The organism is Rhodococcus sp. I2R (genome assembly GCF_020889545.1).
Taxonomy (GTDB): Bacteria; Actinomycetota; Actinomycetes; order Mycobacteriales; family Mycobacteriaceae; genus Rhodococcoides.
Map to the genome: position 1 here is coordinate 24,844 of NZ_JAHUTG010000029.1, position 14,960 is coordinate 39,803.

Below are 14,960 nucleotides of genomic sequence, written 5' to 3' on the forward strand. Positions count from 1 at the left end.
CCGATGAACATCGCCGCCGTAACTCCCCCGGAAGGCCCGCCGACCCTGGCAGCGTTGCTGAGCTTCGATCTTCCGCCGCTCCCGATCCTGCCGATCGCCGGCATCGTCATGGCCGGACTGTACTGCTGGGGGCTCTACCGGATCCGCGGCCGGGGTATCGCATGGTCACGGTGGCGGAGTGCGAGTTTTCTGCTCGGCTGCGCGGCGCTGGTCCTGGTGACCGGACTGCAGGTCGAACGCTACGGATACAGCCTGTTCAGCGTCTTCATGTTCCAGCATCTGACGTTGTCGATGACCATCCCACCGTTGTTGGTGGTGGGTTCGCCCGGACGACTTCTGTTGCGTGCCACCGCTCATCACGGAGCCGGGCGGTGGGTACTGATCGCGGCGCTGACGGGGTTGCGTAGCCGCGCCGGGCGCATCGCACTACATCCAGGTCTGACGATCCCGTTGTTCCTCTTCAGCTATTACGGGCTGTATCTGTCGTCGATCTTCGATGTTCTCGCCATCACAGTCATCGGGCACGTATCGATGGAGATCTTCTTCTTCGCCAGCGGGCTGCTGTTCATCATCCCTGTGCTCGCCGTCGGCCCCCTCCCCGTTCGGCAGAGCAATCTGGGCCGGTTGTTCGACCTGTTCGTCGAGATGCCGTTGCATGTGTTCTTCGGTGTCATCCTGATGATGTCGAGCACCCCCATGCTCGCCACGTTCGCCTCCCCTCCCCCGCAGTGGGGTGTCGATCCGGTATCCGATCAGAAGCTCGCCGGGGCGCTTGCGTGGTCCTACGGTGAGCCGGTGGCCCTGCTGGTGGTGCTCATCTTCTGCATTCGGTGGAACCGGGACGAAAAGGAGGAATCGGCTGCCGCGGACCGGCACGCCGAAGAAGACGGGTACAGCGAACTCAACGCCTACAACGACTTTCTGAAAAAGATCGGTAGCGAGACCAGTCAACGGACCTGAGCTGTCGCGGCCGTCCCGCGCTCGGGGACTGCCGCGAGCTCATCGCCTGATCGCGCTTACTGGCAAGGGCCTGATCGGGCGCATTCATCGCGCACGTGTGCCCACCCCGATTCTGGCTCCACGCTCACCGAGCCAGGCTTGCGGATCGACCTTCTGTCCCGCGGGAGAAGTCGCCTCGAAATGCAGATGCGGACCCGTCGAGTTACCGCGGTTCCCGACCTCTGCAATCCGATCGCCCTTACGGACGCGCTGACCCACCGTGACCGAATTTCCGTTGTTGTGCCCGTAGGTGGTGATCGATCCATCGTCGTGTCTGATCCGAACCCACAGCCCGAAGCCCTGTGCGGGCCCGGCGCTGATGACCGTTCCATCGGCCGCGGCGACGATCGGTGAGCCCAGTGAGTCGGCGATGTCGACACCGCCGTGTTGTGTCCCGCTTCGGGTGCCGAAATTCGAGGTGACCAGTCCGCTGCTGGGTGCGACAGCAGACGCAGTACCTCGGGAGGTGGCCGAGCCACCGGACGTGGAACCGCGCTGCTGTGCTGCATCAGGAACAGAATCTTCGGGCGCGGTCGTCTCGGATGCGGGAGGGGTGTCGGTGGTGCCGGGCACGGGCGAATCGCGGCCGGTGTTGCCCGTCACCGGATCCTGTTCCCCACCTCGGTCGCCGTCATGCGGGACTGCGGGGTCGAGGGCGTCGACCTGGAGCGATGCGGCGATACGAAGGGCCAGGAGTGGGTCGAGAGTCGCCAACGGGGCCAGGCAGGACAGGGACTGCGCCGGGGCATTCGAGACTCCACGGGCGATGGCGTCGACGATGCATCCTGCCGACGCGGACACCGGGCCGGCGGTGTCCGCGATGACGCCGCCGGCCTGGGCGGCGGCCCACGTCGAGGATGCGAAGGCTGCGAGGTCTGCCACCGCGATCGGATCGGTACCGATTGTCGCGGCCCGATCGGCCAGGCGGATCAACCGGCTGACGGCGTCGGCGGTCTGCTGACCTTCGACCTCGTCCCCGGACTCCACGGCCGGTTGACCCGGATTCGCTTCGGCTACCGGGGCGTGCAGGAACACCGCACCGAGTGCGGCACCGACGATCACGTATGTCCGCGCACCTCGGCATGCGCGACGTCGCCCGCCGCTCGGCGTCGTCTTTCCCGCGTTGTTCACGTGGTCACCCCACCCTTCTCGTTGAATGCCGGTCACGATCGCAGTGGATGCCGTGTCGGCCGTGGGTCAGTGTTGCGTGATCCCATCGACACCACAAGCCCCTTCTGTCACACTCTCGACTGCATTCGTCGCTGTTTCGCCTATCGATTCGGCGTCGAAAGTGAGTGCTTTGCACAGTAACTCGACGATTCGACGCCTTTTCATGCGTGCCGATGCCGGTCATGGGGGTCATCCCAATCGTTATTACTATGCAACATAGTATTTAGATATCGGCGTCAGCTCTCCGGCAACGGTGAGACCCCGTGTGCGCTCAGCAGGACATCGATCTGACCGACCTCGGCGGTTTGCGCGGAGGCGATCGAGCCCGCGAGCGCGGCGACAGCGGGAACTGTCGCGTTCGCTGCTCCCTGCTCTGCCATCGGGATTCCCCCACGATGGTGGCGGCGGAGCAGTTGTAGATACCGGCCGTCGAATTCTTCGGCGTTCATCCGGCGAAGTGCCGTCAGCTCGGCGGTACTGGCCATGCCGGGCATCGACGTCGCGTCCTGTCCGCTGTCGTTCGCGGACGCGCTCATGTCCATCGGGTGACCCCCTGTCGAGCTGGCCCCGGTCATCCACGTCATCGTCGGGCCGTCGGGCAGATATGGCCTGTCCCACAGTGTCAACCAGCCTTGCATCGTGCCGACTTGGCTCTGCTGCGAGGTCAACACGTCGAAGGCGAGGGTCCGGATGACCGGATCCGTCGAGCGTCCCAACGCCATCGCCGACATCTCGATCGCCTGGTTGTGATGGACCGACATGTCCTGCGCGAAACCCACATCCACCGAATTCGATGCCGGTACGGCCACTCGTGCGCTGTCCGGTGTGAGCAGTACGCCGATGAGGACGCCGGACAGGACGAGAGCTGTCACCGCCAAGCCGATGAGCAGTGCCCTGGGCCTGGATCTGGGTCCCGTTTCCGCGGCGTCATTCTGTGCACTGTCGTTCTGTGCATCGTCGATCTGGGCATCGTCGGCCTGGCCGTGCACGGTCATCGACTCCCCTCCCCCATCGGCGCTGGCGCACTGTCGAGGGCCGGGTCTTCCTCGAGGGGCACCGCGTCCGGTCCTGGCTCGCTGGCGTCGAACGGCGGCGGGTTGTCGGGATCGAACGCGCCGGGAATGGTCGAGCAACTGGCTCCGCTCTCGGGGTGGGTCGAGGGGTTCTGTCGCAGAGCAGCGACGAACTGAGTGATGCGCCGGTCGGAGGCATTGTCGAGCTCGAGTCGATGGCCCCACGACTGCAGCGTGATCGGTGCCGTCAGGCCCGGGTAGGGCGACATCATCGTGTAGGGCTCGCCCTCGACCCGCCCGGCGAGTGAACCGACCTCGTCGGAGGAGACCCGGTTCGGGTCGTACGTCACCCACACCGCCCCGTGTTCGAGCGAATGAACCGCGTTCTCGCTGCGTAGCGGGACGGGGTACACCACTCCGGTACACGTCGCCCAGGTCTGGTCGTGAGGGCCGCCGAACGGCGGACTCTGATCGTAGGCAACTCTCTGAGCTGGTTCGACGTGCCGCGCGGCCGGATACTCGACCTCGACGACGCCGTCGATGCCGCGGGAGGGGTCCGGGTCGTCGGCGGTCGGCGCGAACCGCTCGGCCTGATTGCGTTCGAGGACGCGGGGGGCCAGGTTGTATCCGATCGCACCGACGAGCACGACGATGACGACACCCGCGCCTATCACCGCCCAGGGAGCGCGCACGCCCCCGGGCACTCCGGCTGGGCGTGATCGCCGAGTCGAGCTCCGTCGGCCTCGGGCGGGGTTTCTGCTGCTGTTCATATTGCTCCTCCATCAAATACTATGCACCATAGTATTTGAATCAAGGTCCCAGGAAGCCCCTACGCACGACAGGACGGCCGATGCCGGTGTTCCGCGCACCCTCAACTGCTCGCGGGCAGCTTGCCCTTCATGTGCTGGCCTACAACGGTGCACGCCTGCTCTTCGTGTGTGTCGCCGCAGGAGTGCTTTTGGCCGTCGACGCACTGACGAGCCTTGACATTTCCTTCGTGTTGGTACTGCTTGGCGCACTTGCAGCAAGCCTGCCGCTGTCGGCACTGACCCTGAGGAAGCTCCGCCGAACCATCAATGCGGACATCGAAGCAGTCGATCGCACGCGCTCGATCAAGAAGCGAGGCCCCGCGGCGGGACGACCCGGCACCGACAAACCGTGACGTCGGCGCACGGACTTCGGCGTTGGCGTTGGCGTTGGCGTTGGCGGATCGTCCGTGTCGGTCACTGTTCGCCGACCCATTCGACGGACGCTTCGGCGTCCGGCTCGATGTCTAGTAGTTCCAGGGTGCGGTGCATCAGAGTCTCGATCCGATACTCGAGATCATCGACGAGGTCAGGCACATCGGCCAGAGCGGCGTGGGCACGGCGGCGGGCATCGACACCGATTAGCTAGTAGTCCGAGCCTGGTGCAGCTGACACCGGGTGCGGTGGTGTGCCGGTGACGTCAGTTTCCCGCTCGCCACGACCGCGTCGCCACGACAGGGGCGGGCGTGGATCGCGCCGGGGCAGTCGCCCGGAGCGGTGAGCAGCGATGACCGCCCCGACCGCTACCTGGGGCATCGGGTCGGCGGGAAACGGCACGACCCCACCGGTCGATCGGAACGGCGACGGGGCCTGGACGCACCGGCCACCTGCACATACCGGGAAAAGTCTCCCCCGGTACGTGCTCGGTGAGTAGTAGCGTCGAGGGGTAGCGATAGAACCGCAGGACAGTACGCCAGCGTTCCCACATCTCGGCGGGACGGAAGCCTTCCGACTCATCGGCTGATATCCGGACACTGTGCCGCCCACCGATCCACAGGGATGGAACTGACCACGCGCGGATGGGCCGCGAGTTCGTGCTACTTGAGCACGCAAATTACACCGCTGGGTGGGCTTGTCACCGAGGTCGGCAGACGAGGTGCAGGTGGGAGTTCGATTGCTTCCGAAGGGAATACGAACACCGAAGAACCGCCGAGTGAGCTGCACCTCATCGACTTGCGGCTCCGTACACGGCCGGGAGACTTGGTTGCATGACATCTTCTGTGGCACTCAGCCGCGAAACAGCCGTCGGCGCGGAGGCGCGACTGTCGTGGATACTGTCCGCGCTGGCCGGAATGGTGGGTGCTGTCGCATTTCTGCATTCGGCGGGGTATTTCGTGACGTTCATGACCGGCAACACCGAACGCGCCGTCATCGGGCATTTCGGCAGTCCGGAAGGTAAGCCCGTTGCACCCGGCGCATCGCCGTGGGCGGCGCTGGCTTTGATGGGTGCCTTTCTGGCGGGAGTGGTGATCGCGTCGATCTGCCGCCGCCGATACTGGTCCAATCACCCACACGGAGCAACAGTTGTCACGACCATCGCCCTCGCCGCGGCAGGGCTCATCGATATCGGGATATCCGGCTGGGCGTCCGACGACGTAAATTTCTATCCCATTCTGTTGGTTGCGTTCGCTCTCGGCGCGCTCAACACAGCATTCACGAAACGAGAAGAAACCTACATCCCCCTGAGCTACGTCACCGGCACCGTCGTCAAACTGGGCCAAGGGATCGAAAGACACCTACTGGGCGGCGGTACTTACCTCGACTGGCTTTGCTATGCAATGCTTCTCGGGTCCTTCGCAGCCGGAGGCGCAGCCGGGGCTCTGATCGGTGCCGCGATCACCGGACCTCAAGTACTCCTGGTTACCGCAGCCATCAGCCTGCTTGCAAGCATCTTCACCTTCACTCACACCGAGCGACGATCCCTATGGGGATAGGTCTATTCCCGGCCAGCGAAAACCTACGGGTCCGCGCTCCCGAGATCGTTCTGCTCCACCGGCGGACTCGACCAACAGAAACACTGTCGCAACGTGAATCAATCGGTTTGAGCGTGTGGAGAGGATGTTCGATACACACCATCTCTCGCTTGGCCCTGATCTCTTCGCCAAGGCGTCAGCGATGCCGGTAGTTGCTAGGTGGGTTGGGAGGTCGGTGCCGAAACCGTCAATAGTCGGCGACGCCGACGAGCGAGCTCGGTTTCGCAGCTACGTCGTGCACGGCCGCATCGGTCCCCGTGTGCGATCCGGATCGGAGCCATTGCCGACGACGGATACGGCAGAAACTGAGCGGAATTGCATCCGGGGACGCATTCGACCGATACCAACTTACCGCAGGAGATTCTCAAACCTTGCGCGGATCTATGTTTCGAATAGTTACGCGTTGCCGGCTTTTGGCTGATGCACGACGAACGGCAGCGGGTCGTGCGCCCGCATCGGTACGCGTTGATGCTCGAACTCAGCCGGCCGTTGACCGGTTCCGAGTTCGCGATTCACGAAGTGCGCGACAAGCACAGTTCGAAGTGCTCCTGGGGTCCTGGCTTCAGCTGTGATCGATACGGGAACCGTAACCCTGCATCGAGCGCGTGAATTCGAGTGGATTCCCATCTACGAAGGTGTCGGCGGAAAACGAGCTATCGGCCATGACGCCCCACGCGCGGCGCCGTTGCATGGCGAGGTTTCCCGCGTCGTAGAGCGGAAAGACCATTGCTTCGCGGTAGAGCTTCTCCAAGGGAAAGCGGCGGTCGAGGGCGTTGACGCCGACGATACGCATGCAGTCGTAGACAACTTTTTGCATGAGGTCACCACAGAAGGTTTTGTTCATCCCACCCAGCGCATGTCCCTGGCCTGGATGTTTATCCATGTAATGGGCGGTCTTCCAGCAGAAGTAGCGGCCGGCCTCGATGCGTGATGCAACCTCGGTGAGGAGATTTCCGACGGCCTGATGGTTGATGATCGGTGAGGTTCCACCTCCGGTGTAGGTTTTGGCCCATTTGAGGGTGAAGTCGTAGGCGCTGCGTGCCACCGCGACGGCGGCGATGCTGGCGATAGGGGAGGACCAGGTGAAGTTGCGTTGGATGAGCAGGTCGCCGTCACCCTGAGTCAAGATGTTCTCTTCCGGGATACGTACATCGCGGAAGGTCATTGTCACGTTTTGGCATGTCCGATGGGCCATCTTGTCGATGACTTCGTATTCGATGCCTTGGGTGCCGCGTTCGATGACGAATACGCTGAGGGCGCTCTCTCCGCCTTTAGTTCGGTCGGTTCGTGCCACGCAGACGTTGAGATCGGCGCCGTTCAAGTCCCAACCGCCCGCATTGCAGGGCCAGTGTTTTTCGCCGTTCAGTGCGTAGTTTCTTTGGCGCGGGTGGTGGTCGGCCAGCAACTGTATTCCAGCGGATGGGCTTGGGTGGTCGAAGTTAGCAGTTCCTCCGCGTTCGCTGACAACCCATCCTGCGAGAAACGAGCCGTCCGGGTCCGATGTGGCTCTGCGCAGCCATTTTTCCTTCTGACTGTCGCTGCCCAGCCACACGATGGGCATGAGCGCGAGTCCGTTCACTAGCACGATGGTGGGAAAGCCTGGGTCGACCGCGCACAGTTCTTCGATTGCGATGAGGAAGTCGATGTTCGATGCTCCACCGCCCCCGAATTCTCGGGGGAGAAACATTGTGGTGAAACCTGCTTCGGCGGCAGCGCGGTAGACCGGTTTCATCGTGGCGAACGCGTGTTGGGGGTCTGTAATGGCGTCGGCGTGTTCCGAGACTGGGCGCAGAACGCCGGTTGCGAAATCTCGCGCGTGGTATTTGAGTTGCTTTTGCTCGTCGGTCAGATCGAAGTCGATGGGCATAGGAGGACCTTCGTGTCAACAGCGTTGCCGCTGTACGGCTTCGATGTTCACGTACGGTGTGGTGAAGGGTTGTGTGAGATCGGATTGTCGATGGGTCGGTGTCGATTAGTGTGTGGTTGCGCGTCCGGATAGGCCGAGTGCGCCGCGCAGCCCGTAATCGTTTGTTGCGATCTCCTCGAGTGTCGACTGGTCCAGGACTTCGAAGTATGCGTCCAGGGCGCGACTGAAGACATCTCGTGCGCCGCAGACGCCGGCAACGCGGCAGAACCGAACGGCGCCGAGGCACTCGACGACGGCGTAATCGGTTTCCATCGTTCTCATGATCTCGCCGACGGTGATGTCCGATGGGTCCTTGACGAGACTCACCCCGCCCGCTCTACCGCGCACAGTCTCGACCAATCCGGCGCCGGCGAGTTTTTGCACGACCTTGTCGAGGTGGTTTCGTGAGATCTTGTGGGCTGTAGCTATCTCGCTGACCGAACCGCGCTGTCCAGGCGCGACACGTAAGTACAGTAGAACCCGCAATGCGTAGTCGGCGTGACTCGTGTGTTTCATCCTGTTCGCCTCCGTTGCTACTGGTCCGGACTCTACAGGTGCGGGTCAGTGCATTGCTTGCTGAGCATGGACTCGACGAACCTCAGGGGACTCGGCCGGCAGAGGACAGTTCCTCTACCGGCCGAACAAGCGATCCCGAGAAAATCAGCCTGCGAGTGTTCCGATGCCTTCGTGCTCTTTACCGAACCTGACGTACTCGTCTTCCATGATGGCCCGCGGGTTGAATGTTGGATCGGCGAGGATTCCGTGGACGCGGCGACGTTGCATGCCCATGTTTCCGCCGTCGTAAATCGGGAGCACGGCGGCCTCGCGCAGGATTTTGCCGAATCCGTTCTGCGTCTCGAGGCTGTTGACGCCTACGATTTGCATGCATTTGTACACGCAGTCAAACATGAGCTCGGTGACCTGGATCTTGTTCATCGCTCCGACCAGTTCGGCGTGCTGGTCGTGCTTGTCCAAATAATCGGCAGCTCGCCAGGAGAAGTACCGCGCCATCTCGATCTTGGATGCCACGTCACCGAGTACGTACCCGACGTTCTGGAAGCCGATGATGGGCTTCAAACCGCCGCCAGTGTTCGTCTTCGCCCAGGTGAGCGCCATTTCGTACGCCGCGCGTGCCATGCCGACGGCGGCGATGGCCGCGACGGGTCCTGACCAGGCGAAGTTGCGGTTGATGACCAGGTCGCCGTTGCCGGCTGCACCGGGGAGGAGGTTGGCAGCGGGGATTCGGGCGTTGTCGAAGACGATTTCCGCGTTCGAGGCAAGTCGGTGGCCGATCTTGTCCAGGTGGCGGTAGGTGACGCCGGGAGTTCCTCGTTCGAGGATCAACGCCGACAACCCCTGCGTACCTCCCTTCTCCGAGTCGGTGCGCACGATCAGCGTCCCTGCGTTGGTTCCTTGCTCGTCCCATCCCGCGGAGGAGGGCCAGTATTTTCGTCCGTTCACTACGTAGTCGTCGCCGTCGAGAACTGCGGTGAGCCCGACTCCGGCTGGCCGTGGTAGATCGATATCGAAGTTGGCTGTGCCGGAGGGGTTTCCGGGTGGCTCGCTCGCAGTCCAGCCGCCGAGGTATTCGCCGGTAGGATCGGAAGTTGCTGCGGTCAGGAACCTTTCCTTCTGCTCGTCGTTGCCGTACCAGGCAATTGGCATCAGGCCAAGGCCGTTACAGAGAACCGTGCAGGCGAACCCGGGGTCCACGACGCAAATCTCTTCGGCGGCAATAACCAGGTCGACGCATGAGACCCCGCCGCCGCCATACGCTTTCGGTAGCATGCACATAGAAATTCCTGCGCGATAGGCCTCGATATAAGCGGGTTTCGTCATCTGAAAACCAATGAGGGGGTCAACCTCTGCATCGGCCGCTGTGATCACAGGAGCGAGCACGTTTTCCGAGAACTCGCGTACTTCATGCTGAAGCTTCCGTTGTTCGGTGGACATCGTGAAGTTGATGGTCATGGCTGACTCCATTGTGGGGGAAGTGATTCGGTGACCTACCAGGCTGCCGCGAGCTTCGTCGCTTGCGGAGCTCACACCAAGATCGCAAATCAGTATTACAAATACCGATTTAATCCGTTACCATCTCGTTTCACCGCGTTACCGCATCCTCACCGGCTAGGGCACCCGCCCCCTCAGGGCCCCTCGACGTTCGTCATGATTGTGTCTACCAATGTGTCGGTTTTTCGGTGCCGTGCGCTGTTTCCGTATGACTGCCCATCTGGGGACGGCGCCGCAACGTTTCCGCTCGAATGAGTAGGAAATCGGTTAGCTGTTGCTAACAGTGCAGCAATGTTGCATCGTTTACAACATGGTCGATACGGTCGATCTTCCCGGTGCCGCGCACCTCGTCCTCGCCGGCGGGGTCACCCACCTCGACCCGCACACCGCGGTGTTCGAGGCGATGCTCGCCGGATGGGCGCTGCAACAACGAACCCGATTCCTCAAAGCAGCCACCATCGACTCCCGCCTGATCCTGGTCCGCCGAGTCATGGAATTCGCCAACGAATACCCGTGGCAGTGGACGTGCGCGGACATCGAAGCATTCATCGGCCACTGCCGGAGCAGGCCGCAGCCGATCGTCGTTACCACCGCACGCCTCTACGAGACCACTCTGCGGATGTTCCTGCAATATCTGACCGATCCCCGCTACGGCTGGACTACCGAATGTCTCGACCGGTTCGGCGTCGCCCCCTCACAGGTGCTGCACGAATGGAACAGCATCGTCCACGTCGCCGACTACGAAGGCGACCCCCGCCGGCGACCGTTGACCTACGACGAAATCCAAGCCCTCTTCGACGCCGCCGACGGCCGCGTCGACGACATCCGCGCCCACCGCCGCAAAGGATCGTTGGCCGCGATGCGCGACGCCGCGCTCCTGAAAACGATCTACGCCTATGGGCTCCGCCGCCGCGAAGCCTGGGGACTCGACCTCGCGGACCTGCGGCACAATCCGAAAGCGCCCGCCTTCGGGCGCTGCGGCGCTCTGTTCGTGCGTTGGGGGAAATCGTCCCGCGGGAGCGCCCCGAAACGCCGGACCGTGCTCACCGTCCCGGAAATGGACTGGATCGTTCCCGTCCTCGAACAGTGGTGCGGCGAGATCCGGCCCGCGTTCGGTGTCGGCGCGCATCCCGCGGTGTGGGTGACCGAACGCGCCGGACGGATCTCGCTGCGCCGGATCAACGAAGCGTTCGTCACCGCCCGCGACGCCGCCGGCCTCGATCCGACGTTGGATTTGCATTGTCTGCGGCACTCCTACATCACCCATCTGGTCGAGTTCGACTACCCGGAAAAGTTCGTCTCCACCCAGGTCGGGCACACCTACGCCGCCACGACCGCCATCTACACCGGAGTTTCCGACGAGTACCGCAACCGACTCCTCCTCCGTGCCCTCAGCCGGCACCCCGACCTGTGGGAGCAGCCGTGAACAAGAAGATGACCTACCGGTGGAACCTGCGCCAACTCATGGCCACCCGGAACATGTTCGCCACCACCGACCTCGTCCCGCTTCTGGCCGAACGCGGAATCCACCTCTCCCGCGAACAAGTCTTCCGCCTCGTCACCACCACCCCACAGCGCCTGAGCCTGGACACCCTCGCCGCCCTGTGCGACATCCTCGACGTCGGCGTCGCCGATCTGATCGACATCACCGCCGCCGACCATCAAGTCCCCAAAACATCCGGCGACACCCACGCACCCCGCCCGCAGCCGGTGGTGCGGCGCACCACCATCCGTCGTCCCGAAGGTCTGTGACCAGCCGCCCGCCCCCAAACGCGGAAGACACCTGCGCGGAGATCGTCGCACTCCTGACCGAGCGGATCCCCGGATCCGACCCCGATCGCCTCCACACCCAGATCGCGGCTCTGGGACTGTTACCGGCGAACGCCCGGCGGCTGCTCACCTATCTGAGCGAGCACCCGGGCGCCCTCACCGCCGGCGATCCGGCCGGGCCGGCCGTCTTGCGGACACTTCTCGATCTGCTCGCCGCCGAGCACCCGAGTGTGCGGCGAGTCCACTGTCATCGCTGCGGAAAAGTGCGGACGTTGCCGTACCGCGACGACGGCGCCGGCATCTGCCGAAGCTGCTACAACAAGACGCGGCTGACGACCTGCGTACGGTGCGGCGAACTCGGCATACCCACAGTCCGCGAACCCGGCGGCACCATCTGCAGCCGCTGCGCAGCACGCGATCCGAACCGAATACACACCTGCCACATATGCGGCAAGGCTGCGCGCATCTACTACCGCGTCGACGGAAACCCTGTGTGCCAGAACTGCGGTCCCCGAAAACTGCACACCTGCAGCTCATGCGGACGAGAGAACACACCCGCACACGCTCTCACCGAACACGGGCCGCTCTGTTCACGCTGTTACCACCGCGGACGTGTTCATCAGTGCTGCGAATGCGGGCAAGAAACCGAGTATGCCCGACGCGTCACCGAGACGATGGACGCGTGGATCTGTTACCGCTGCTGGGTGCCGCCGACCCGAACCTGCAGCGTCTGCGGCGCCGACAAACCCTGCGGGCGAAAAACATCCGGAAAACCGATCTGCTCGACCTGCCGGGCCCGCCGCCAGCAGAAACGCCGGTGCGTCCAATGCTCACGGACAGTGAAAATTCAGACGACGCTGCCGATCGGTGCCATCTGCGGGTCCTGCTACCGGCACCTGCGACGCACCCCCGCACCCTGCGCCGGGTGCGGTCAGAGTCGGCCGCTCGTCGGGATCGACACCCACGGCAACCGGATCTGCGGACCTTGTTCCGGAGACTGCCGGAACTGGCGTTGCCGCCATTGTGGAATCGTGGGCCTGTTGATCGAGAACACCTTCTGCCTGTCCTGCAGCGTCGAATCCCGCGTCCGGGATCTCCTCACCGGCCCCGGCGGACGCGTTCATCCTCAACTCGCCAGTGTTGCCACATTTCTGCTCGACGAAACCCCGAGGGAACGCTCTCACCAGCTGCTCAACCGCGCGCAGTGGGTCACCCTTCTGCGCTCGCTGGTCGAGTCGGGTGATCCGATCACTCATGCCAGCCTCGACCGGCTCAAACAAGGCACCCACGTGCGCCACCTGCGTACTGTCCTCGTTTACACCGGTGTTCTCGACGACCGCAGCCACGACCTCGACGCCGTAGATGCCTGGATCGACGAACTGCTCGACGGTCTGCCCCGCGACATCGCTCTGCTGCTGCGCCCCTACGCAGCCTGGTCCGTGCTGCACCGAGCCCGGCACCGTGCCCAGGGAGGCGGAGCACACCCACCGGCGGCGGGAAGCGTCTCGCGTTACGCCCGCGCCCGCATTACCGCCGCGGCACAGTTTTTGACCTGGCTCACCGACCACGACCGCGACCTGGCCGGCGCGCGCCAAGCCGACGTCGATCGCTGGCTCGACGACGGGACGACCACCCGGTGGCGACTGCGCGACTTCCTCCTCTGGGCGAACTCTCACCACCTCACCGCCGACCTCCACGTACCGAGCCTCGGACGCGAAGGGTTGCCGCAACACATCCTCGGCGACGACCAACGCTGGGCCTTGCTGCGACGATGCCTGCGCGACCCCAATCTGGACCTCACGCTTCGGGTCGCCGGTGCCCTGCTGCTTTTGTACGCCCAAATCCCTACCCACATCGTCGAACTCACCGCAGATGACGTCGTCACCGACGACACTGGCATGCACCTGATATTGCATACGGTGCCGGTGCTGATTCCGCCGCCGTTGGCCTCCCTGGTGGCCGAACTCCTCGAAGAAAACGAGCAACAACCGCGGCAGCAACCGCCGGATGCCCCGGTGTGGCTCTTCCCCGGATACCGGCCTGGAACACACTTTTCGGGAAGCAGGCTCTCCACCAACCTCAACAAGACGGCCGGAATCTTCACGAAGCCGGCCCGCGGTGCGGCGCTGTGCGCGCTGGCAGCTGATCTCCCTGCACCGGTCCTTGCTGATCTGCTCGGAGTGTCGGTGGCTGCGGCGACCCGCTGGTCCGCTCTCGCCGGCCGCGACAACGCTGAGTACCTCGCCGCCCGCATCGACAACCCACCCGAGTGAAAACTTCCAGGCCACAGCCCCTGGTTCCTGTCGGACCCCGCGCCTACCGTCAATTGCGGTAACAGCTTGAATCGAGATTTCAGGAGGTCGGTGATGTCGTTCGTCAGCGATGTTCCGCTGCCCCTTCCCGGCATGCCGGACGCCATTCCCGCGCCGCCGGCGTTCCAGATGACGCTGATCGGGCAGCCGCAACCGGTCCGGATCCCTGAACGTCTGTGGCGGTCCTGGCTCGACAATCCTGCTGTTGTCGCCCGGTTCGAGTCCAAACGCTATCGACGCCAACACGATCGGTGCTGGCCCTGGATTGCCAGGGTGTCCTCGACCGGGCACGGATCGTTCCGCGCCGCGAGTCTGCCCGGGCCGTCCCGCCGCGGGACCGTGCCGGCGCATTTGTTCGCCTACCAGCTCGAATACGGCGTCATTCCGCGGTTGGGGTGGTCCAACACCGATGATGCGGTGCTGTGCCATCAGTGCGATTTCGCCGGCTGCACCAACCCCACCCACCTACGTCTGGGAACGAACCGCACCAACCGCAGCGAATACGACCTACGCCGCCGCAACATTTCCAGCCCACTGGCCGACGTCCGCGGACCGGCCGGGCGCACCCGCGCCATCGCCGACGCCATCCGAACCAGCCTTGAACAACACGAAGACCGCGACACTATCGAGGAGAGAATTCACGTGGCCGAGCACGCCGGGCTGCCGTTCACACTGTGGTGAGGTCGGCCCACATTCAGGCCGCTGCGGTGAGGAGACCCAGATCCAAAATACTGCCACCGAGTGTGCCTCGCGGTCTTGTCTACGAGGTTTCCACTGTCCAAGGACCGGATCCACCGTTATTCAGACAGTCCCAGGGCAAAGCTAACGCAAAGATCAGCGAAAGTGGTCTGCTACGTACACCGGGCACAGCCGCGACCGCAGGAGCAAGGGAATACTGCATGCTTCGAATACGTGTCCCTTGCCAGCTTTCTGGGTCTCCCGCTGTGGACAACCGCGGGTGGTTCGCCCGCATCGCTACGCGTTGGCCATCGCGCTCGGTG

Annotated in this window: 14 protein-coding genes; 7 read left to right on the forward strand and 7 right to left on the reverse strand. The window is 63.6% G+C overall.

The features are described 5' to 3' along the window. Positions 1 to 3: 3 nt before the first annotated feature. Entirely contained in the window at positions 4 to 960 is a 957-nt protein-coding gene (locus KVY23_RS21985; RefSeq protein WP_008720478.1) for a cytochrome c oxidase assembly protein, read from the forward strand. An 84-nt stretch (positions 961 to 1,044) separates the two neighbouring features. On the opposite strand, the gene KVY23_RS21990 is transcribed toward KVY23_RS21985, so the two are convergent. The 3 genes from KVY23_RS21990 to KVY23_RS22000 form a co-directional block, all read right to left on the reverse strand. Next, positions 1,045 to 2,166 (reverse strand): M23 family metallopeptidase, encoded by a 1,122-nt coding sequence (locus KVY23_RS21990; RefSeq protein ID WP_230558228.1) that lies wholly within the window; start codon positions 2,164 to 2,166, stop codon positions 1,045 to 1,047. A gap of 239 nt (positions 2,167 to 2,405) precedes the next feature. Beyond that, positions 2,406 to 3,164, reverse strand: coding sequence for a DUF305 domain-containing protein (locus KVY23_RS21995; RefSeq protein WP_008720482.1), 759 nt, complete (start codon positions 3,162 to 3,164; stop codon positions 2,406 to 2,408). Then, the gene (locus tag KVY23_RS22000; RefSeq protein WP_032373348.1) at positions 3,161 to 3,952 is read right to left on the reverse strand and encodes a DUF3105 domain-containing protein; all 792 of its coding nucleotides are present in this window, start codon (positions 3,950 to 3,952) and stop codon (positions 3,161 to 3,163) included. Before KVY23_RS22000 ends, KVY23_RS21995 begins: the two co-directional genes overlap by 4 nt. A gap of 80 nt (positions 3,953 to 4,032) precedes the next feature. Here KVY23_RS22000 and KVY23_RS22005 point away from each other — a divergent pair, with 80 nt between their 5' ends. Then, positions 4,033 to 4,344 carry a DUF4229 domain-containing protein gene (locus KVY23_RS22005; RefSeq protein WP_008720486.1) on the forward strand — a complete coding sequence of 104 codons (312 nt, stop codon included), beginning with the start codon at positions 4,033 to 4,035 and terminating at the stop codon, positions 4,342 to 4,344. Between the two features lie 852 nt (positions 4,345 to 5,196). Continuing rightward, positions 5,197 to 5,922 (forward strand): YoaK family protein, encoded by a 726-nt coding sequence (locus tag KVY23_RS22010; protein WP_008720488.1) that lies wholly within the window; start codon positions 5,197 to 5,199, stop codon positions 5,920 to 5,922. Positions 5,923 to 6,523: 601 nt separating this feature from the next. On the opposite strand, the gene KVY23_RS22015 is transcribed toward KVY23_RS22010, so the two are convergent. The 3 genes from KVY23_RS22015 to KVY23_RS22025 all read right to left on the reverse strand — a co-directional run bounded on the left by KVY23_RS22015 (position 6,524) and on the right by KVY23_RS22025 (position 9,850). Next, positions 6,524 to 7,828, reverse strand: coding sequence for an acyl-CoA dehydrogenase family protein (locus KVY23_RS22015; protein ID WP_008720496.1), 1,305 nt, complete (start codon positions 7,826 to 7,828; stop codon positions 6,524 to 6,526). Between the two features lie 105 nt (positions 7,829 to 7,933). Next, on the reverse strand, positions 7,934 to 8,383 hold the full coding sequence (locus KVY23_RS22020; RefSeq protein WP_008720498.1) for an Rrf2 family transcriptional regulator: 450 nt from the start codon (positions 8,381 to 8,383) through the stop codon (positions 7,934 to 7,936). Positions 8,384 to 8,527: 144 nt separating this feature from the next. Beyond that, positions 8,528 to 9,850, reverse strand: a complete 1,323-nt coding sequence (locus tag KVY23_RS22025; RefSeq protein ID WP_308071112.1) for an acyl-CoA dehydrogenase family protein — start codon at positions 9,848 to 9,850, stop codon at positions 8,528 to 8,530. A gap of 337 nt (positions 9,851 to 10,187) precedes the next feature. On the opposite strand from KVY23_RS22025, the gene KVY23_RS22035 reads away from it, so the two are divergent. After that, a complete protein-coding gene (locus KVY23_RS22035) occupies positions 10,188 to 11,303 on the forward strand; it encodes a site-specific integrase (protein WP_042940320.1) in 1,116 nt (371 codons plus the stop codon). Beyond that, the gene (locus KVY23_RS22040; RefSeq protein WP_008720505.1) at positions 11,300 to 11,629 is read left to right on the forward strand and encodes a helix-turn-helix transcriptional regulator; all 330 of its coding nucleotides are present in this window, start codon (positions 11,300 to 11,302) and stop codon (positions 11,627 to 11,629) included. Before KVY23_RS22035 ends, KVY23_RS22040 begins: the two co-directional genes overlap by 4 nt. A 119-nt stretch (positions 11,630 to 11,748) precedes the next feature. On the opposite strand, the gene KVY23_RS22045 is transcribed toward KVY23_RS22040, so the two are convergent. After that, positions 11,749 to 12,171 carry a hypothetical protein gene (locus tag KVY23_RS22045; RefSeq protein ID WP_157226213.1) on the reverse strand — a complete coding sequence of 141 codons (423 nt, stop codon included), beginning with the start codon at positions 12,169 to 12,171 and terminating at the stop codon, positions 11,749 to 11,751. 507 nt (positions 12,172 to 12,678) lie between these two features. Here KVY23_RS22045 and KVY23_RS22050 point away from each other — a divergent pair. Further along, a complete protein-coding gene (locus KVY23_RS22050) occupies positions 12,679 to 13,920 on the forward strand; it encodes a hypothetical protein (RefSeq protein WP_042940323.1) in 1,242 nt (413 codons plus the stop codon). 93 nt (positions 13,921 to 14,013) lie between these two features. Further along, positions 14,014 to 14,640 carry an HNH endonuclease gene (locus KVY23_RS22055; RefSeq protein ID WP_008720508.1) on the forward strand — a complete coding sequence of 209 codons (627 nt, stop codon included), beginning with the start codon at positions 14,014 to 14,016 and terminating at the stop codon, positions 14,638 to 14,640. Positions 14,641 to 14,960: the final 320 nt, after the last annotated feature.